Source organism: Streptococcus koreensis (assembly GCF_003627135.1).
Classification (GTDB): domain Bacteria; phylum Bacillota; class Bacilli; order Lactobacillales; family Streptococcaceae; genus Streptococcus; species Streptococcus ilei.
This window is the reverse complement of sequence record NZ_CP032620.1, coordinates 125,978-145,400: the sequence shown is the minus strand read 5'-3', so window position 1 is coordinate 145,400 and position 19,423 is coordinate 125,978. Positions and strand designations below refer to the sequence as shown.

Below are 19,423 nucleotides of genomic sequence, written 5' to 3'. Positions count from 1 at the left end.
CCGTTTTTGTTTATTATACAAGAAAAGAAGCTATTTTGCAAATAGATTTTTTATTTTAGCTGCGATGGTTTGGATCAAGGTCGGCAATTTGACAATTTTATCATTTCCAAGGTGTTCACGGGCAATTTTTAAGATTTTTCCCGAGTCTTTAGAAGCAAACAGGAATTTGCTTTCCTTGGTATAGATTTCAAAATGGCGGCTAATTTTACGTCCGGATACATTAGCTCCGATTTGTTCGATATCCTGCCAGGGAATTTGGATGTAGTCTTCAACATTTGCATCCGCATAAAATTCGAAAGCAGCATTCCCAACTAAAATTTTTCCAACCTTTCCTCCAACCCCTAGATAAGAGACACCAGTGGTATGGAATTCCACGGTTTTATTCTGTGATTGCGCCATGTGCTCCTCCTGTAACTATGTTCATTTCATTATATCATAATAAAAAGAAGGTCGAAACCTTCTTTTTTGTTGATCTTTGCTTACATCAAGCCCGCAACGTGTGCCAAGACACCGATGACAAAGAGGGCGATGATGATAGTGATAGGAGATACTTTCTTCTTAAGCAACCACATACAAGCAAAAGTAAGAAGTAAGCCCATCAAACCAGGAATCAATGAATCCAAGTTTTGTTGGAAAGTCGTAACTTTTTCCGGTGTTTGAGATAGGCCTGAACCAACTTGAGCGAAGGCTTCTTGGATTCCCTTGTATCCTTCAGGAAGTTTATCCCAGTGGATATAAGCTTTATCGTCTAGCTTAACTGATGAGACATTGAAGATAAATTTAATCGATACCCAACGTTCTACTAAGACAGCGAGGATAAACATCCCAAGGATAGAAGCTCCTTTAGTGATATCTTGCAAGATTCCACCAGACATATCTTTGGTAATTTCAGAACCGGCTTTGTATCCAAGTTCTTGGGTATACCACAAGAAGGACATACGAATTGCGTTCCATGCAAGGAAGAAGATGAGTGGACCAAGGATATTACCAGTCAAGGCAAGAGATGCACCAAGTGCTCCAAGGATCGGACGAACTGTAAACCAGAAGACTGGATCTCCGATACCAGCCAAAGGCCCCATCATACCAATTTTAACCCCTTGGATAGCAGCATCATCAATAGCAGCACCGTTTGCTTTTTCTTCTTCAAGGGCAAGAGTAACCCCGATGATTGGAGCAGCTACGTATGGGTGAGTGTTGAAGAACTCCATGTGACGCTCAAGAGCAGCCGCTTGGTCTTCTTTCTTGGTGTAGAGTTTTTTGATAGCTGGGATCAATGAGTAAGCCCAACCCAAGTTTTGCATCCGTTCGTAGTTCCAAGAACCTTGCAAGAAGGTTGAACGCCACCAAACTTTTTGACGATCTGATTTAGATAATTGTAATTTTTCAGTCATGATAGTGTCACACCTTTCTTAATAGTCTTCGAGAATATCGCCGATTGGGTCATTAGAAGTAGCGACTCCGCCACCTCCGTTGCCACCTTTCTTAGAAAGTGAAAGGTAAATCAAGGCAAGGGCAACACCAATCGCTCCAAGAGCAATCAAAGTTAATTCGCTGACGGCAGCAAGTGCAAAACCAATGGCAAAGAATGGCCAAACTTCACGGCTTGCCATCATGTTGATAACCATAGCATAACCAACGGCTACAACCATACCTCCACCGATTTGCATACCGTCTGACAACCAAGCAGGCATCGCTTCAAGCGCACCTTTAACAGTTTCAGCAGGGATCATCAACAAGAGGGCTGCAGGAATAGCGATACGAAGACCTTGAAGAAGAAGAGCTACAAAGTGAGCGCGTTCTACCCCTTTGATATCACCTTTTTTAGCAGCAGCATCGGCAGTGTGGACCAAACCAACAGAGAGAGTACGGACGATCATGGTCAAGAAAAGACCAGCGACTGCAAGTGGAATAGCCACACCTTGAGCCACAGCGATTCCTTTAGAACTAAAGTCACCACCAAGAACCAAGATAATCGCAGCAGCGACAGATGCAAGAGCAGCATCGGGTGCAACGGCAGCTCCAATGTTTGCCCAGCCAAGTGCAAGTAATTGAAGGGAACCACCAAGCATCACACCGGCAGTCAAGTTACCTGTTACCAAACCGATTAAGGTACAAGCAACAAGTGGTTGGTGGAATTGGAATTGGTCAAGGATACCTTCAAGACCTGCTAAGAAGGCAACAACGACCACTAATACCATAGAAATAATAGACATGTTTAAAATCCTTTCGTAAGTAATCGATTATTGAACGTTAGCTTTGTTAATTAAGTCAAACAAATCTTTCTTAGAGTCATTTGGCACTTTACGGACATCAAATTCTACTCCAAGATCACGCATTTTTTCAAATGTAGCCACATCTTCTTTATCCATTGACAACACATTGTTAACCATGGTTTTACCAGTTGAGTGGGCCATTGAACCAACGTTCAAGGTTTTAATCGGAACACCACCTTCGATGGCACGAAGAGCGTCTTGAGGTGTTTCAAATAAGATCAAAGCATGTGTTTCACCAAAGCGTGGATCTTTTGCGACGTCGATCAATTTTTGAATTGGGACTACGTTTGCTTTTACACCATTTGGTGCCGCCTGCTTAATCAACTCTTTACGGAGTTCATCTTTGGCAACTGAGTCTGAAGCAACGATAATGCGATCTGCTTTTGAATCAGGAGTCCAAGCAGTAGCGACTTGTCCATGAAGGAGACGAGTATCGAGACGAGCAAGGTTGATTTTGAGTTTGCCATCTCCAATCACTGTTCCCTCTGGAATAGCAGCTTGGGCAACAGGAGCAGCTGAAGCAGTGCTTGCTTCTTCGACAGGATTCAATTCTTCTGGAAGAGCTTTGATTCCATCTTTAGATTCTTTGATGATGTTTGCAGCGATTTGATCAACGCCTGCATTTGCATCCATCAAACGCTCTGTATAAGCTTGAATCAACATCGGAAGGTTTAATCCAGTGATGATCGCAAATTTACGATCTGGATTTTCCCCCATGACACGACTAGCTTGGTTAAATGGAGAACCACTCCAAAGGTCAGCCAAAACCAAGATTTCATCTTCTGCATCAAATGCGGCAACAGCAGCATTGAATTTAGCATAGAGATCATCTGGGCCTTCACTTGGCATGAACGTAACCACTTGAACTTTCTCTTGATCCCCAAAGATCATCGAGCCGGATTGGTGGATTCCAGCTGCAAATTCACCGTGGCTAGCAATAATGATACCAATACTCATTATTGACATTCCTCCTTATAAAATTTGTTTGACTTTCAGTTTAAGAAAACTTTAAGCTAATTTATTATAAAACGTTTTCATCATAAAGTCAATTTTTCAGTACTAAATTAAAGGAAAAAGAAGGTTTTTAATATATTAATTTGTTAATATTTATCTTCGAGTGCTAGCAGAGTTTTTTACGACTGAACTCGAAAAGCCTTTGGAAATCCTTGACAAAATGGGAGTGAAGGGGATTCGAAGTTTCTGAAAAGATAAGTAGTAGCTTCTGAGGGGTAAAATAAAGATATAGAAACTCCTTGTAGGCCCTGCTTATGAGAAAGTGAAAAAGACCAGCCCAATTGGGTTGGTCTCAGATTGAAGCCATAGTCTTATGAAAAACTTTCCTTAGGTGAGTACGGACGTCAGCGAACTTCTTCGAAGTTCCATAACTAATTATTGAGCCTAAGGTCTCAATAATTCCGAGTGTCTGAAACAATTGTGTTTCAAGCACTTTTCCCACAGCGGAAAGTTTTTTCCTTTTCTTAAATGACTAAAACGTAAAAGTCATTTAAGAAAATCATCTAGCTATTTTATGTAAAACAATAGTTTGTCTAAATTCAAAGACCAGCCCTCTTGGACTAGTCTTGTAGGTTCGTTTATTTAGTTAGTGAAGTCAAGTACCATACGTCCTTGAATGGTTCCGGCTTCCATTTCGTCAAAGACCTTAACAGCATCTTCTACTGGACGTTTTTGAACGACTGGCACTACCAAACCTTCTGCACCAAATTGGAAAGCTTCTTCTAAGTCTTTACGAGTTCCAACAAGAGAACCAATGACTTGGATACCATCTAATACTGTTTTCACAATGCTGAGCTCCATCATTTCAGAAGGAAGTCCGACTGCAACAACGCGACCACCCGCACGAACTGAATCTACTGCTTGGTTGAAGGCTACTTTAGAAACGGCTGTTACGACAGCAGAGTGAGCTCCACCATTTGTTTTTTCTTTGATCAATCCTGGGACATCTTCGACTTCACGACCATTAATGACAAAGTCTGCCCCAACTTCTTTAGCCAATTCGAGTTTATCATTGTTGATATCAACAGCGATGACATGAGCGTTGAAGACTTTCTTGGCATATTGAACAGCTAAGTTACCCAAGCCACCAGCTCCATAGATAACGATCCATTGGCCTGGTTCAGCTTTGGCTTCTTTGATAGCTTTGTAGGTTGTAACACCGGCACAGGTAATAGAAGAAGCTTGGGCTGGATCTAATCCCTCTGGTACTTTTACTGCGTAGTCTGCAGTTACGATACATTGTTCAGCCATTCCTCCATCAACAGAGTAACCAGCATTTTTTACAGTACGGCAAAGAGTTTCGCGACCAGTTGTACAGTATTCACAAGTGCCACATCCTTCGAAGAACCAAGCAACACTGACACGGTCACCAACTTTTAAACTTGTCACATCTGGAGCAAGTTCTTTAACAATACCGATTCCTTCGTGTCCAAGAACACGGCCTGGAACTTTACCGAAGTCTCCGTGAGCAACGTGCAAGTCCGTGTGGCAGACACCACAGTATTCGATTTGAACAAGAGCTTCCCCTGTTTCTAATGGGCGCATCTCCTTGTTTGCAACAATTTCAACACCAGTACCTTCTGGATTTACAACAACAGCTTTCATAGTTTTCCTCCTCAAGAGCTTAGTTGAATTAGAGACGGTAATAAAACGAGAAGTAACATCACTTGAATCATTATCGTATGAAACGAGCTAGGCTCCTTTTTTATTTTTGTTATGTTAATTTTATCACAAACTCCATCAGTTAGCAAGCGTTTACATAGAAAAATTTTCTGAAAATAAACTTAACTGGTTAAATTATTTTCAGAAAAAGTCCCTATAAAGTTTCGTATGTTTGAGAAAACAAAAAAGCTTGAATCCTTTCTTGTAAAAGGTGATTCAAGCGATTCACTTTATTTATAGGAAGAGTTTTTCTAGTTGACGAGCAACGCCGTCCTGATCATTTGTATACTCGGTTTGTTTATCGGCATAGGGGAGGAGGACAGGATTGGCGTTTTTCATAGCATAACCAGTTCCTGCGAAAGCCAACATGTCTGTATCGTTTTGCTCATCCCCAAAAGCAATCAAGTCTTTCCGATCAAGTCCGTAAGTCTCGAGGAGATGGTTGAGGGCAAAGGCTTTATTAACCCCTTTTGGAGCGCACTCGAGAATGTTGAGCGGTCCCCCCCAACTATTGATTTCCAATTCATGATGGTAGTAGTCACGCATTTCTTCGGCTAAAGCATACTTATCTTTAGCGCGTGTTTGAAAGAGGATAGCATTTGGATTTTCGGTAACTTTACGAGCTTCAAATTTTGTTTTGGAGGAGATTTTAGAAACCCCAAATAAGGCGGGATCAATAGTATGGTGGTAGGTGTGTGTGACATAGAACTTATTGCGATATTCCCCTGCAATAAAGTCCGCCTGGATGTCATTTTCTCTCTCGACCATATCGAGGAGGTATTTTTTATCAAGAGTCATGGATAGTTCTTTCGACCATTTTTTATTTGGAATATGAGTGAGAGCACCGTTAAAGTTAATCATGGGACTCTCTAATCCCAATTCCCTATAGATATGATCTGCCATTCGATAGGGACGCCCAGTTGTAATAATGACCCGGTGACCTTGTTTACTGATTTTCTGGATGGTTTCAATCGTATAGGGTGATAATTTACTCTCAGAATTTAATAGGGTGCCATCTAAATCGACAGCGATTAGTTTTTTATTCATAGGAAAAATCCTTTCATTTGTATGGTTTTTCGTACTCCAAATGAGGAATGTTTTATAGAGTAAAGAGCACCATGTTTTAAGAAGAATGCTACCATTATACCAGATAAATAGGAAAATTTCAGTCTTTCGAATGGTAAATGATGTGGCAGAAAAGATTGTTCAGATGAATCTCTTGTAAAAGTGAATGATATTTGATAAAATAGTAGCATTGTTCGTGATTGAGTCGCGGGCAGATTTATTTTTTTAAGGAGTTTATTGGAAAAATGGATAAGTTTTTCAAACTATCTGAACACGGAACGACGGTTCGTACTGAGGTATTAGCTGGTTTAACGACCTTCTTTGCCATGTCTTATATCTTGTTTGTAAACCCTCAAATGCTTTCTCAAACAGGAATGCCTGCTCAAGGAGTATTTCTAGCAACCATTATTGGGTCAGTCGTTGGAACTCTCATGATGGCTTTCTATGCGAATCTACCTTATGCTCAAGCACCAGGGATGGGATTGAATGCCTTCTTTACTTTTACAGTTGTATTTGGGATGGGCTATTCTTGGAAAGAAGCCTTGGGAATGGTCTTCATTTGTGGATTGATTTCTTTGGTTATCACATTAACCAATGTTCGGAAAATGATTATTGAGTCAATTCCAAATGCTTTGCGTTCAGCTATCTCAGCTGGTATCGGAATTTTCTTGGCCTATGTCGGAATTAAAAATGCTGGCCTGTTGAAGTTTTCGATTGATCCACATACCTATACGGTAGCAGGAGAAGGGGCTGATAAGGCAAATGCTGCGATTACAGCAAATTCTGCAGCGGTCCCAGGACTTGTTAGTTTCAATAGTCCGACAGTCCTCCTTGCCTTGGCTGGCTTAGCCATTACTGTTTTCTTTGTCATCAAGGGCATTAAAGGAGGAATTATCCTTTCTATCCTTACGACAACAATCCTCGGTATTGTGTTTGGAATTGTTGATCTTTCAACGATTGACTTTGGTAGTACCCATCTTGGAGCAGCTGTCAATGATCTTGGCAAAATTTTTGGAGCTGCACTTGGTTCAGAAGGATTAGGTTCTTTGATTACCAATACTTCTCGTCTTCCTGAAACCTTGATGGCCATCTTGGCATTCTCCTTGACAGATATCTTTGATACGATTGGTACCTTGATTGGAACTGGTGAAAAAGTTGGTATTGTTGCCACAAATGGTGAAAATCATCAATCCGCTAAATTGGATAAAGCCCTTTATTCAGACCTTGTAGCGACATCTGTTGGTGCTATTGCAGGTACTTCGAATGTGACGACTTATGTTGAGTCAGCTGCGGGAATTGGAGCTGGTGGACGGACTGGTTTGACAGCCCTTGTAGTAGCCATCTGTTTCACAGTGTCAAGTATTTTTAGTCCCCTTCTTGCTATTGTACCGACAGCAGCGACAGCACCGATTTTGATCATCGTTGGGATCATGATGTTGAGTAGCTTGAAAAACATCCATTGGGATGATATGGCAGAAGCTGTACCAGCCTTCTTCACCTCTATCTTTATGGGGTTCAGCTATTCCATCACAAATGGGATTGCAGCAGGTTTTATTACCTATACAGTAACCAAACTGGTCAAAGGTGAAGCCAAAGAAGTTCACAGTATGATTTGGATTTTAGATGCCTTGTTTATTCTGAACTTTATCAGTATGGCCTTGCACTAGAATGAACATAGAAGAAAGCTTGGACAAATCGTCCAAGCTTTTTGATTGTCTCAGGTGAGGCCGAAGGTGATCGACTAAAAATAGTGGGCAAGAATCAATTATTTTTGGTATAATGGAGCAATGAAAAGTCAAAATGAACAAGAGTTGATTGCACTTGGAAAACAGTTGGGTCAACAGTTAGAAAAACAGGATGTCGTGATTCTGACAGGGGATCTGGGGGCTGGGAAAACAACCTTTACAAAAGGCCTAGCTCAAGGGTTGGATATTCGTCAGATGATTAAAAGTCCCACTTATACCATTGTGAGAGAATATGAAGGTCGCTTGCCTTTGTATCACCTGGATGTCTATCGTATAGGGGACGATCCAGATTCGATTGATTTGGATGACTTTTTGTTTGGTGAAGGGGTTACCGTCATTGAGTGGGGAGAGTTGCTAGAGACCAGTCTTCCTGCTGGATATTTAAAGGTTGAATTGCTCAAGGATGGTGACGGACGCGAGATACGCTTGTCAGCTGTCGGGGAACGTGCAGAACAATTAAGGGAGTCATTTCTGACTTCTGTAGGAGCTTGAAGATGGAACAGGTACTAGATCTCTTTTTGAAAGAGGCTGAAGTGTCGGATGCACAGTCTTTACTCGACTTTTTTAAAGATGTAGCGACTGAATCTGATTTTACGACCTTATCTTCAGAAGGACTTGGGATGACCAAGCAAGAGTTGGAAATGTATGCAAAAAAACAAGCACAAACAGACAATCAATTATGTCTTTTGTTATACTTGGGTGAGGATCTAGTAGGTGTCTTAAATATTGTCGCGGATCAAAACAAGGCTTTGCGTCATATTGGAGATCTCTTTATTGTTATTCGGAAGGCATACTGGAATAAAGGCTTAGGTCGCCTTCTTCTAGAAGAAGGAATCGCATGGGCAGAAGGGACCAACCTCCTTCGGAAGTTAGAACTCAGTGTCCAAGTTCGAAATGAACGGGCTATCCATCTTTATCAAACGCTAGGATTTGAAATTGAAGGCCTCCGAAAGAGAGGCGTATACAAGGAAGGGGAATATCTGGATGTTTACCTAATGGGCAAACTGATAGATGGACAGAATCAATGATTAAAAAAATTCTATTAATGTTTTTTAGTTTGTTAGCAGTAACGACGATTGGGATTGGGGCGTACGGGCTGACCATCCTTAATCAGTCGACAAATGCGTTGAGTAAGACCTATAAAGGAATCGGCGGTGAAAACAATGTCATTGCAGAAAACAAACCAATGACCATCTTGCTCATGGGGGTTGATACTGGATCAGGCTCACGAGAGGATCAGTGGGTAGGAAACAGTGATACCATGATCCTGGTGACGGTGAATCCACAAACGAGTGAGACAACGATTATGAGTTTGGAACGGGATATCTTAACCAATATTACGCAGGATGGAGAAACGGTTCAAGCTAAGCTGAACGCAGCTTATGCTCAAGGTGGGGCCGAGTTGGCCATTGAAACCATCCAAGATTTGATGAATATTCATATTGACCGTTATGCGATGATTAATATGAAAGGCCTAGTCCAACTGGTTGATAAGGTCGGCGGAATAACGGTAAACAATCCATTTGATTTCGATATTTCGATTGAAGAAAATGAACCGGAGTATACAGCTAAAATTCCACCTGGTCGTCAAGAAATTGACGGAGAACAAGCGTTAGTATACTCACGGATGCGTTATCAAGATCCAGAAGGAGACTATGGTCGTCAAAAACGTCAACGAGAAGTCATCGAAAAGATCATCAAGAAAATATTGACTTTGGATGGTCTGAGCAATTATCAAGGAATTATTGAAGCGGTTAGTGATAATATGCAGACCAATATCTCCTTGGATACGGATAGTTTGATGCAGTTGATGGGCTATCGAGATGCCTTGAAGAACATTCGTATGGAACAGTTGAAAGGTGAAGATGCTACCCTTGCCGATGGCGGAAGTTACCAAATTGTTACTTCAGAACACCTGTTGAAGATGCAGAATATACTGCGTAAAAGTCTTGGTTTATCGCCTTTGCGCAAGCTTAAAACGAGTGCTGTTTTATTAGATGGAGACGAAGCTAGTGGAACTGTTTCATCAGAAAGTGGTGAAGCTTCAGTAGAATCGAGCCAGGATACTGGTGGAGGATATTATGAACCTTCCTATGTTCCAGAAACTACTGTAAGCTCAGAAGCAATTACACAATACCAACCGGCAGTGACTCCTTCTACGGATACAACAGTAGCTGGTGCTGGAGGAAACTAAATCATTTCTCTTCTAAAAATAAAAAGGTTTTGAGACGACTGTCTCAAAACCTTTTTTGCTTATTCGTGATTTGATTTCTCAGACCAAATAGTTTGGATTTGTTCTACAGAAGCATTGGCTTGCTGAGAGAAGATCCTTGCTTTATAGGAGAAGTCTTCCAGTAATTGATTTAAAAGGACTCTTTGCTCTTGGATGATTTCAATATTTTTTTTGATGTTAGAAACGTTTGATTGGATTCCTTCGGTTAGTTGTTTGGTTTCACTGAATTCATTTTTCAGAGGTTCGCGATTTTTAACAAGCTGATAGCTGATGGTTGCTCCAGTCGCAAACCAAAATAGATCTCTTAATTTCATAGTAAGCTCCTTTTTAATGGTTTGAGATATCCTTGGCTAATTGGACAAGGTGATCAAAATCGGGTTCATGGGCAATGAAATCAATCTTTAAGTCGTCATCTTGAGAGTAGCGTGGAAGAATATGGACATGGGTATGGAAGACAGATTGTCCTGCGATTTCTTCCATATTACTAATGATATTCATCCCTTGAGGTTGCGTAGCACTTTCAACTTTTTTGGTGACTGTTGAAACGACGTTAAAGAGATCAGCCGTTTCATCTGGTGTCATTTCCAACAGATTGCGGGCATGTTTTTTTGGAATCACAAGGGTATGGCCTGGAGTGACCTGAGAGATATCTAAAAAAGCAAGAAAATGGTCATCTTCGTAGACCTTAGAAGCAGGAATGTCTCCAGAAACAATCTTACAAAAAATACAATCCGAAACCATAAATATACCTCAATTTAGCTAGATTTTGTTATAATATAAGAACATTATACCAGAAAGCAAAGAAAATATGTTAGAAATAAAAAACCTGACAGGAGGCTATGTCAATATCCCTGTCTTAAAAGATGTTAGTTTCGAGGTTGGCGATGGCCAATTAATTGGATTGATCGGCTTGAATGGGGCAGGGAAATCAACGACCATTAATGAAATTATTGGTCTCCTGCGTCCCTATGCTGGTGAAATCCGGATTGACGGCTTGACTCTAGCAGCTTCTCCAAGTGCTTATCGCCAAAAAATTGGTTATATCCCAGAAACCCCTAGCCTTTATGAAGAGTTAACCTTGCGTGAGCATATTGAGACAGTAGCTATGGCCTATGACTTGGATCAAGAAGCTGTTTTTGCGCGTGTGACTCCTCTCTTGAAACAATTTCGACTAGAGGAAAAATTGGATTGGTTTCCTGTCCATTTTTCTAAGGGGATGAAACAAAAGGTCATGATCATTTGTGCTTTTGCTGTGGATCCAAGTTTGTTTATTGTCGACGAGCCCTTTTTAGGCCTAGATCCAGTCGCTATCTCAGATTTAATTCAACTATTGAATGCAGAGAAAAAGAAAGGGAAATCCATTTTAATGAGTACCCATGTTCTGGATTCAGCTGAAAAAATGTGTGATGCCTTTGTCATCCTCCATAAGGGACAGGTCCGTGCTCAGGGGACTTTAGAGGAATTGCGGACAGAGTTTGGGATGGCAGATGCGGATTTGAATGAGATTTACCTTGCACTAACAAAAGAGGCTGACCGATGATAGAAGTACTACAAAAGAGGAAGGCGATCTTTCGCAATCAGTGTTTGAAATATTCTCGCTATGTGTTTAATGATCACTTTGTTCTCTTTCTCTTGATTTTTCTAGGTTTTTTAGCAGTTCAGTACAGCCAATTTTTGCGCTCTCTACCAGAAGATAAGAACCTTCTCCTTGTTATACTTGCTCTAGCTCCCTTTCTCTTGCTTCCACTTGGTTCAATTGCAACCTATGTTGAGAAGCCGGACATGATTTTCCTCCTAGTAAAAGAAGAGGAATTGAAAGGCTATTTGAAACAACAGACCTTACGAGCGACTATTTTCTGGGGGATTGTGCAAACCCTTGTGCTCGTCCTGTTTGTCCCTTTGGCTCTGGCTCTAGGACTGTCTCTTACCATTGTAGTGGTTTATTTGACTCTTCTCTTCTTGTTGAAAGTTCTTGTTTTTCAAGGAAAGGGGAAAAGATTCTATAACCAGGCGGGTCTTGATTGGAAGCGAATCGTAGAGCTTGAAAATCTGAGAAAGCAAAGTATTCTAAGGTTTTTTGCTCTTTTTACAACAGTAAAAGGAATGACTAATAGCGTAAAACGGCGGGCTTATTTAGACAAGCTGACAAAAATGGTTCCGAAAGTCAGTGGCAAGACCTGGAACAACCTGTATCTCCGTTCTTATCTCAGAAATGGAGACCTGTTTTCTATGAGTCTGCGTCTATTAGGACTATCAATAGCTGTCTTTCTCTTCATCCCGCAAACACTAGTAGCAGTGGCTGTCGCTGGACTTTTGAATTATTTACTTGTTTTTCAATTGCTCGGGCTCTACAAGGCCTTTGACTATCAATATTTAACTCGTCTTTTCCCCTTGGAAATGCGTGCTAAAACACGAGGGCTTCTTCAAACAGTTCAATCGGTGACTTTGTTTGTGGTTCTCGTTGAGGGAGGTCTGGGATTGGTGGTCTTTGAAGACAAACTTCTCGTCTTGGCCTTGCTAGCTTTCACAGTCTTTTTAGCCTATGTTTATGCACCTTTCAAGGTGAGACGATTAGTTGACGAAACGCCTTAAAATTAGTAAAATAGATGGGAAACTTTTTACGGAGGAATAGATGGACTCGAACGAAAAAGAGCTAACGTTGACCCCAATTGCTGGTAAAAGCGGGAAAGCCTTTATGGGGACTTATCCGGATGGGGGGAAAGTATTTGTCAAAATGAATACAACTCCAATATTAGCGGGGCTAGCTAAAGAACAAATTGCTCCACAACTCTTATGGAGCCGACGCTTACCTGACGGAAATGTGATGAGCGCACAAGAATGGTTAAATGGAGAAATTTTAACTCCAAATGGGATGGGGAAAAAGCAAGTGGTTCATATCCTGACTCGTTTGCACCGTTCACGCCCCTTGATGACACAATTGAAAAAATTGGGCTACACGGCTGAATCTCCGCTGGATTTATTGAATTCTCTGAGCAGTCAGTTGCCAATTGCTTTGCGTCAAAACAATTATTTGCAATCTGTGTTAAAGAGTTTACGACAGACTGTTCCAGCTTTTCGAGAAGATTATGCGACCATTGTTCATGGAGATGTACGCCACAGTAATTGGATTGAAACGGACAGTGGATTCATCTACTTGGTTGATTGGGATTCTGTCCGCTTGACAGATCGGATGATGGATGTGGCTCATGTTTTAAGTCACTACATTCCAGACTCTCAGTGGCAGGATTGGCTGGTCTATTACGGCTATAAGTACAACGAAACTGTATTTGGTAAATTGTACTGGTTTGGTCAATACTCTTTCCTTTGTCAGATTGTAAAATACTATGAAAATAATGATTTAGAGAATGTTAACCGGGAAATTTATGCCTTGCGTAATTTCCGGTCAAAATATGGGAAGGAAGCATGAGAGTTAGAAACCGCAAAGGTGCATCCGAATTATTAGAAGCCAATCCGCAATATGTCATTTTAAAACCAGAAGAAGCCAAAGGGAAGTGGCATGAGATTTTTGGAAATGACCATCCGATTCATATTGAAGTGGGAAGCGGTAAAGGAGCCTTTATCACTGGAATGGCCAAACAAAATCCACATATCAACTATATTGGGATTGATATTCAAAAATCGGTATTAAGCTACGCTTTGGACAAGGTGTTAGAAGCCGACGTTCCGAATATCAAGTTGCTTTGGGTAGATGGGGATAGCCTCACCAATTACTTTGAAGATGGCGAGATTGATCAATTGTATCTCAACTTCTCAGATCCTTGGCCCAAGAAACGCCATGAAAAACGTCGCTTAACTTATAAGAGTTTCTTAGATACCTTCAAACAGATTTTGCCTGAACATGGAGAGATTCATTTTAAGACGGACAATCGAGGACTCTTTGAATATAGTTTGGTGAGTTTTTCTCAATACGGGATGACCTTAAAGGGTGTCTGGTTAGATCTTCATGCGAGTGATTTTGAGGGAAATGTCATGACCGAATATGAAAAGAAATTCTCCAGTAAAGGTCAGGTCATTTATCGGGTTGAAGCACAATTTTAAAGTCTAGATAAGGATTAAGGAGGCTGGGACAAAAGTCCTAGCCTCTCAATTATCTTTGGATTGTCGAGCAAGACACAGTGGTTGAGTGGGCTCTACTAAGCTGATTTCATCAGCTTTTATAGCCCTACTCAACTGTGCGGAGGTGCGACGACGAAATCGAATTTTAACGAATTACCGATTTCTGTCCCACTCTCGTTTCTCTTTTTGGTGATAGCTGTATGAATGAGGAAGGCGAAATTCTTGCATTTCGACGGAACTTGTGTTAGAATGTTTAAAACGAATAGAAAAGGAGAGGCGAAGACATATCTTCGCCTCTTGTCTGTGAGGAGGTGTTGTCCTATCGCAACAATTGTTGAATTAGTAACAGAAATTCTTCAACCAGCTATCCAAGCTCCATTTGAACTAGTGGATGTTGAATATGGAAAGATAGGAGGAGATTATGTTCTAAGTATCTTTGTTGATAAGCCAGGTGGTATTACCCTGAATGATACAGCAGATTTAACAGAAGTGATTAGTCCTCTGTTGGATCAGATTCAACCAGATCCATTCCCAGAACAGTATTTCCTAGAAGTGACGAGTCCTGGTTTGGAGCGTCCTTTAAAAACCAAAGATGCTGTGGAAAAAGCTCTGGGTCAATATATCCATGTCAGCTTGTACAAGGCAGTTGACAAACAAAAGGTCATTGAAGGAACACTCGTGAAGTTCGAAGATGATCAATTAACCATGGAATACATGGACAAAACCAGAAAGAAAACCATTGAAATCCCCTATAGTCTTGTATCGAAAGCAAGACTAGCTGTCAAATTATAGCAGAAAAGAAAGGAAGGCTCTTAGTATCCTAAGAGCAAGAAAAGAATGAGTAAAGAAATGCTAGATGCTTTTCGCATCTTGGAAGAAGACAAAGGAATCAAAAAAGAAGATATCATTGAAGCTGTCACAGAATCATTGCGTTCAGCTTACCGGAGACGGTATGGCCAAGCAGAGAGTGCCGCTATCGAGTTTAATGAAAAGACTGGTGACTTCCGCGTTTATACCGTTCGTGAAGTAGTAGACGAAGTGTTTGATAGCCGGTTAGAAATTAGTTTGAAAGATGCTCTTGCGATTAGCTCTGCTTATGAATTGGGAGATAAAATCAAATTTGAAGAATCTCCTGCTGAGTTTGGCCGTGTCGCAGCGCAATCTGCCAAACAAACCATCATGGAAAAAATGCGCAAGCAAACTCGTGCGATTACCTATAACACTTATAAAGAGCATGAAAATGAAATTATGAGTGGAACCGTTGAACGTTTTGATAATCGCTTTATCTATGTAAATTTAGGGTCTATCGAAGCTCAATTGTCTAAACAAGATCAAATCCCGGGTGAAGTCTTCCAATCTCATGATCGCATCGAAGTTTTTGTCTACAAAGTAGAAGACAATCCTCGTGGGGTGAACGTATTCGTAAGTCGTAGCCATCCAGAAATGATCAAACGTTTGATGGAGCAAGAAATTCCGGAAGTTTACGATGGAACGGTTGAAATCATGAGCGTAGCGCGTGAAGCTGGCGACCGGACCAAGGTTGCTGTTCGTAGCCATAATCCAAACGTGGATGCGATTGGAACCATCGTTGGTCGTGGTGGATCTAACATCAAAAAGATTACTAGCAAGTTCCACCCAGCTCGTTACGATCAGAAATTGGATCGTATGGTTCCAACAGAAGAAAATATTGATGTCATTGAGTGGGTTCCAGATCCAGCAGAATTTATTTACAATGCCATTGCTCCTGCTGAGGTCGATCAAGTCATCTTTGACGAAGAAGACAGCAAGCATGCCCTTGTGGTAGTGCCAGATAGCAAACTATCTCTTGCTATCGGTCGTCGGGGGCAAAACGTGCGCTTGGCGGCTCACTTAACTGGCTACCGGATTGATATTAAATCAGCAAGTGAGTACGAAGAAATGGAAGCAAGTCAAGAGCTTGCTTTTGAAGAAGTAGAAAGTGATTTTGATTCTGTAGACGAATAGGGAGGGAATCATGGTAAAAACAAGAAAAATCCCTTTACGCAAGTCTGTTGTTTCAAATGAGGTCATCGATAAACGAGATCTCTTGCGAATCGTAAAAAATAAAGAAGGTCAAGTTTTTATTGATCCGACTGGGAAAGCAAATGGTCGTGGTGCTTATATCAAACTGGATAATGAGGAAGCACTTCAAGCTAAAAAGAAGAAAGTCTTCAATCGCAGCTTTAGCATGGAAGTGGATGAAGCTTTTTACGACGAATTGATTGCTTATGTGGATCATAAGGTGAAGAGAAGAGAGTTAGGCCTTGAATAAGCAAAAAGTCAGTAATTTATTGGGATTGGCTCAGCGAGCAGGGAAAATTATCTCTGGAGAAGAGTTGGTTATCAAGTCTGTTCAAGAAGGAAAGGCCCGTTTGGTCTTTCTGGCAGAAGATGCAGCTTCCAATCTTACCAAAAAAATCACAGATAAATGCCACTATTATGGCGTTCCGGTATTAACCGTGTTTTCAACACTAGAATTAAGCACTGCCATTGGTCGCTCACGAAAGGTTGCGGCCGTGACAGATGCTGGATTTTCAAAGAAAATGAGGTCTCTTATGGAATAGAAGAGGAGGACAGCAATTGTCTAAGAAAAGATTGTATGAGATTGCCAAAGAACTAGGCAAGGAAAGTAAAGAAGTCGTCACACGGGCGAAAGAATTAGGGTTGGAGGTAAAGAGTCACGCTTCTAGTATTGAAGGTGAAGCTGTTGAGCGTTTGGTGAATAGTTTTGCATCAAAGGCTCCTCAAACTCCTAAAGTGACGGAAGAAAAACAAGTAAAAGTTGTGCCGGTTGCAAAAGAACCCGTTGCAAACAATACAGAAAAAACAACTGAAACAGCTGTAGCACCTGTTGTGAAGCCAAAGAGTCGTAATTTCAAGGCGGAACGTGAAGCCCGTGCGAAAGAGCAAGCTGAACGTCGTCAACAACAAGGAAATCGACCTAAAAAACAACAAAACGACCGTCGGGACGGAGATCGTTTCCAAAATCGCAATGAGCGAAAGAATCAAGGGAATGACCGTCGAAATCAAGGGAATGATCGTCGTCGCGATCAAGCTGGAAATGGTCAAGGACGTCCAAATCCAGTAAACGGTGCACCCAAGATTGATTTCAAAGCCCGTGCTGCAGCATTAAAGGCAGAGCAAAATGCGGAATATGCACGTGGTAGTGAAGAACGCTACAAGCAAAACCAGGCAGCCAAGGTTGAGCAAGAACGACAACAACGTCGTAAGCGCGAAGAAGTGGTTGCCACTGAAGTTGTCGCTTCACAACCAAAGGCGGAGCCAGTGAAAGCAACTCCAGTAGCGAGTCCAAGTCCTGCAGCAGTTGATACACGTCGGAAAAAGCAAGCTAGACCAGACAAAAAACGTGAAGATTTTGATCGTGAAGAAGATGGTCCAAGAAAACAACAAAAGAATCGAAGTAGTCAAAACCAAGTGAGAAATCAAAGAAATAGTAACTGGAATAACAACAAAAAGAATAAAAAAGGAAAGAATAACCGCAATGAAGCTCCAAAACCAGTAACAGAGCGTAAATTCCATGAGTTGCCAAGTGAATTGGAGTACACAGATGGAATGACGGTTGCGGAAATCGCAAAACGGATTAAGCGTGAGCCGGCAGAAATCGTTAAGAAGCTCTTCATGATGGGCGTGATGGCGACACAAAACCAATCTTTGGATGGCGATACCATTGAACTTCTGTTAGTGGATTATGGAATTGAAGCTAAGAAAAAGGTTGAAGTGGATAATGCGGATATCGAGCGCTTCTTCGTCGAAGATGGTTATTTGAATCCAGATAAATTGGTGGAGCGTCCACCAGTTGTTACCATTATGGGACACGTTGACCATGGTAAAACAACCCTTTTGGATACCCTTCGTAACTCACGGGTTGCGACAGGAGAAGCCGGTGGGATCACCCAGCATATCGGAGCCTACCAAATCATGGAAAACGGCAAGAAGATTACCTTCTTGGATACACCTGGACACGCAGCCTTCACCTCTATGCGGGCACGTGGTGCATCTGTTACCGATATTACCATCTTGGTCGTAGCAGCGGATGACGGGGTTATGCCTCAGACGATTGAAGCCATTAACCACTCAAAAGCGGCTAACGTTCCAATTATCGTTGCCATTAACAAGATTGATAAACCAGGTGCCAATCCAGAACGTGTTATTGGAGAATTGGCAGAACACGGCGTTATGTCAACTGCTTGGGGTGGAGATTCTGAATTTGTAGAAATCTCAGCCAAGTTCAACCAAAACATCGATGAGTTGTTGGAAACGGTCCTTCTTGTAGCTGAAATCCAAGAACTCAAGGCAGACCCAACAGTCCGTGCTATTGGTACCGTTATCGAAGCGCGTTTGGATAAAGGAAAAGGTGCGGTTGCAACTCTTCTTGTGCAACAAGGTACTTTGAATGTCCAAGATCCAATCGTTGTCGGGAATACTTTCGGGCGTGTCCGTGCCATGACCAATGACCTTGGACGTCGGGTTAAGGTTGCAGGTCCTTCCACACCAGTTTCGATTACTGGTCTAAACGAAGCGCCGATGGCGGGTGACCATTTTGCGGTTTATGAAGATGAAAAATCAGCGCGTGCAGCGGGTGAAGAACGTGCCAAACGTGCCCTCTTGAAACAACGGCAAGCAACTAATCGTGTCAGCCTTGAAAACCTCTTTGATACTTTGAAGGCTGGTGAAGTGAAATCTGTTAATGTCATTATCAAGGCTGATGTACAAGGTTCGGTTGAAGCCCTTGCTGCTTCCCTTCAAAAGATTGAAGTAGAAGGTGTCAAGGTTACCATCGTTCACTCAGCGGTTGGTGCTATCAACGAATCAGACGTTACCCTCGCAGAAGCTTCAAATGCCTTCATCATTGGATTTAACGTCCGCCCTACTCCTCAAGCGCGTCAGCAAGCTGAAGCTGATGAGGTAGAAATCCGTCTTCACTCAATCATCTACAAAGTGATTGAAGAAATGGAAGATGCCATGAAGGGAATGTTGGATCCTGAGTTTGAAGAGAAAGTCATCGGGGAAGCGGTTATTCGTGAAACCTTCAAAGTCTCTAAAGTGGGTACCATTGGTGGATTTATGGTCCTCAGTGGTAAGGTCACTCGTGATTCCAAAGTTCGTGTCATTCGTGACGGTGTCGTGATTTATGATGGCGCTCTTGCTAGCTTGAAACATTATAAAGATGATGTCAAAGAAGTAACCAACGGTCGCGAAGGTGGATTGATGATCGAAGGCTACAATGATATCAAGACGGATGATACCATCGAAGCTTACATCATGGAAGAAATTAAAAAATAAACTGTTAACTAGGAAAGAAGAGAAGAAATCTC

At 41.6% G+C, this 19,423-nt stretch carries 20 protein-coding genes and 2 pseudogenes; 14 read left to right on the top strand and 8 right to left on the bottom strand.

From position 1 onward, the window contains the following. Positions 1 to 30 precede the first annotated feature (30 nt). The 6 genes from D7D50_RS00820 to D7D50_RS00795 form a co-directional block, all read right to left on the bottom strand. Positions 31 to 399, bottom strand: a complete 369-nt coding sequence (locus D7D50_RS00820; RefSeq protein WP_120701223.1) for a DUF956 family protein — start codon at positions 397 to 399, stop codon at positions 31 to 33. 80 nt (positions 400 to 479) lie between these two features. Continuing rightward, a complete protein-coding gene (locus D7D50_RS00815; RefSeq protein WP_023022256.1) occupies positions 480 to 1,391 on the bottom strand; it encodes a PTS system mannose/fructose/sorbose family transporter subunit IID in 912 nt (303 codons plus the stop codon). A gap of 18 nt (positions 1,392 to 1,409) precedes the next feature. After that, positions 1,410 to 2,213 carry a PTS mannose/fructose/sorbose transporter subunit IIC gene (locus D7D50_RS00810; protein WP_023022258.1) on the bottom strand — a complete coding sequence of 268 codons (804 nt, stop codon included), beginning with the start codon at positions 2,211 to 2,213 and terminating at the stop codon, positions 1,410 to 1,412. A gap of 27 nt (positions 2,214 to 2,240) precedes the next feature. Continuing rightward, a complete protein-coding gene (locus D7D50_RS00805) occupies positions 2,241 to 3,230 on the bottom strand; it encodes a PTS sugar transporter subunit IIB (RefSeq protein WP_120701222.1) in 990 nt (329 codons plus the stop codon). 639 nt (positions 3,231 to 3,869) lie between these two features. After that, complete coding sequence (gene adhP / locus D7D50_RS00800; protein WP_048715224.1) at positions 3,870 to 4,892, bottom strand: alcohol dehydrogenase AdhP; 1,023 nt, start codon at positions 4,890 to 4,892, stop codon at positions 3,870 to 3,872. A gap of 291 nt (positions 4,893 to 5,183) precedes the next feature. Continuing rightward, the gene (locus D7D50_RS00795) at positions 5,184 to 5,996 is read right to left on the bottom strand and encodes a Cof-type HAD-IIB family hydrolase (RefSeq protein ID WP_120701221.1); all 813 of its coding nucleotides are present in this window, start codon (positions 5,994 to 5,996) and stop codon (positions 5,184 to 5,186) included. A 263-nt stretch (positions 5,997 to 6,259) separates the two neighbouring features. Between D7D50_RS00795 and D7D50_RS00790 the strand changes: the two genes are divergently transcribed. The 4 genes from D7D50_RS00790 (at position 6,260) to lytR (ending at position 9,953) form a co-directional block, all read left to right on the top strand. Then, entirely contained in the window at positions 6,260 to 7,681 is a 1,422-nt protein-coding gene (locus D7D50_RS00790) for an NCS2 family permease (RefSeq protein ID WP_120701220.1), read from the top strand. Positions 7,682 to 7,801: 120 nt separating this feature from the next. Beyond that, positions 7,802 to 8,251 (top strand): tRNA (adenosine(37)-N6)-threonylcarbamoyltransferase complex ATPase subunit type 1 TsaE, encoded by a 450-nt coding sequence (tsaE, locus tag D7D50_RS00785; protein ID WP_042361452.1) that lies wholly within the window; start codon positions 7,802 to 7,804, stop codon positions 8,249 to 8,251. A 2-nt stretch (positions 8,252 to 8,253) separates the two neighbouring features. Next, the gene (locus tag D7D50_RS00780; protein ID WP_023022268.1) at positions 8,254 to 8,787 is read left to right on the top strand and encodes a GNAT family N-acetyltransferase; all 534 of its coding nucleotides are present in this window, start codon (positions 8,254 to 8,256) and stop codon (positions 8,785 to 8,787) included. Beyond that, positions 8,784 to 9,953 (top strand): glycopolymer--peptidoglycan transferase LytR, encoded by a 1,170-nt coding sequence (gene lytR / locus D7D50_RS00775; protein WP_120701219.1) that lies wholly within the window; start codon positions 8,784 to 8,786, stop codon positions 9,951 to 9,953. Before D7D50_RS00780 ends, lytR begins: the two co-directional genes overlap by 4 nt. A 59-nt stretch (positions 9,954 to 10,012) precedes the next feature. Here the strand turns inward: lytR and D7D50_RS00770 are convergent, their stop codons facing one another. Together D7D50_RS00770 and D7D50_RS00765 are read right to left on the bottom strand one after the other, a co-directional pair. After that, positions 10,013 to 10,306 (bottom strand): hypothetical protein, encoded by a 294-nt coding sequence (locus D7D50_RS00770; RefSeq protein WP_120701218.1) that lies wholly within the window; start codon positions 10,304 to 10,306, stop codon positions 10,013 to 10,015. Positions 10,307 to 10,319: 13 nt separating this feature from the next. Further along, a complete protein-coding gene (locus D7D50_RS00765; RefSeq protein WP_120701217.1) occupies positions 10,320 to 10,733 on the bottom strand; it encodes an HIT family protein in 414 nt (137 codons plus the stop codon). Between the two features lie 67 nt (positions 10,734 to 10,800). Here D7D50_RS00765 and D7D50_RS00760 point away from each other — a divergent pair, with 67 nt between their 5' ends. The 10 genes and pseudogenes from D7D50_RS00760 to infB all read left to right on the top strand — a co-directional run. Continuing rightward, the gene (locus D7D50_RS00760) at positions 10,801 to 11,532 is read left to right on the top strand and encodes an ABC transporter ATP-binding protein (protein ID WP_120701216.1); all 732 of its coding nucleotides are present in this window, start codon (positions 10,801 to 10,803) and stop codon (positions 11,530 to 11,532) included. Then, a complete protein-coding gene (locus tag D7D50_RS00755; RefSeq protein WP_120701215.1) occupies positions 11,529 to 12,584 on the top strand; it encodes an ABC transporter permease in 1,056 nt (351 codons plus the stop codon). Before D7D50_RS00760 ends, D7D50_RS00755 begins: the two co-directional genes overlap by 4 nt. 40 nt (positions 12,585 to 12,624) lie before the next feature. Then, positions 12,625 to 13,419 (top strand): cell cycle regulator CcrZ, encoded by a 795-nt coding sequence (gene ccrZ / locus D7D50_RS00750; RefSeq protein ID WP_099747333.1) that lies wholly within the window; start codon positions 12,625 to 12,627, stop codon positions 13,417 to 13,419. Continuing rightward, positions 13,416 to 14,051: a tRNA (guanosine(46)-N7)-methyltransferase TrmB gene (gene trmB / locus D7D50_RS00745; RefSeq protein WP_099747332.1), complete on the top strand. Its 636-nt coding sequence runs from the start codon at positions 13,416 to 13,418 to the stop codon at positions 14,049 to 14,051. The genes ccrZ and trmB overlap by 4 nt, the downstream gene beginning before the upstream one ends. 321 nt (positions 14,052 to 14,372) lie before the next feature. Continuing rightward, the gene (gene rimP / locus D7D50_RS00740; RefSeq protein WP_174705361.1) at positions 14,373 to 14,861 is read left to right on the top strand and encodes a ribosome maturation factor RimP; all 489 of its coding nucleotides are present in this window, start codon (positions 14,373 to 14,375) and stop codon (positions 14,859 to 14,861) included. 45 nt (positions 14,862 to 14,906) lie between these two features. After that, entirely contained in the window at positions 14,907 to 16,052 is a 1,146-nt protein-coding gene (gene nusA / locus D7D50_RS00735; protein ID WP_120701214.1) for a transcription termination factor NusA, read from the top strand. Between the two features lie 10 nt (positions 16,053 to 16,062). Then, complete coding sequence (rnpM, locus tag D7D50_RS00730; RefSeq protein ID WP_006596879.1) at positions 16,063 to 16,359, top strand: RNase P modulator RnpM; 297 nt, start codon at positions 16,063 to 16,065, stop codon at positions 16,357 to 16,359. Further along, on the top strand, positions 16,352 to 16,651 hold the full coding sequence (locus D7D50_RS00725) for a YlxQ-related RNA-binding protein (RefSeq protein ID WP_120701213.1): 300 nt from the start codon (positions 16,352 to 16,354) through the stop codon (positions 16,649 to 16,651). The genes rnpM and D7D50_RS00725 overlap by 8 nt, the downstream gene beginning before the upstream one ends. Before the next feature lie 16 nt (positions 16,652 to 16,667). Beyond that, positions 16,668 to 16,757 (top strand): annotated as a pseudogene (locus tag D7D50_RS10375) (translation initiation factor IF-2 N-terminal domain-containing protein); the annotation flags it as partial. Positions 16,758 to 17,093: 336 nt separating this feature from the next. Then, positions 17,094 to 19,391, top strand: a pseudogene (gene infB, locus D7D50_RS00720) (translation initiation factor IF-2); the annotation flags it as partial. Positions 19,392 to 19,423 lie beyond the last annotated feature (32 nt).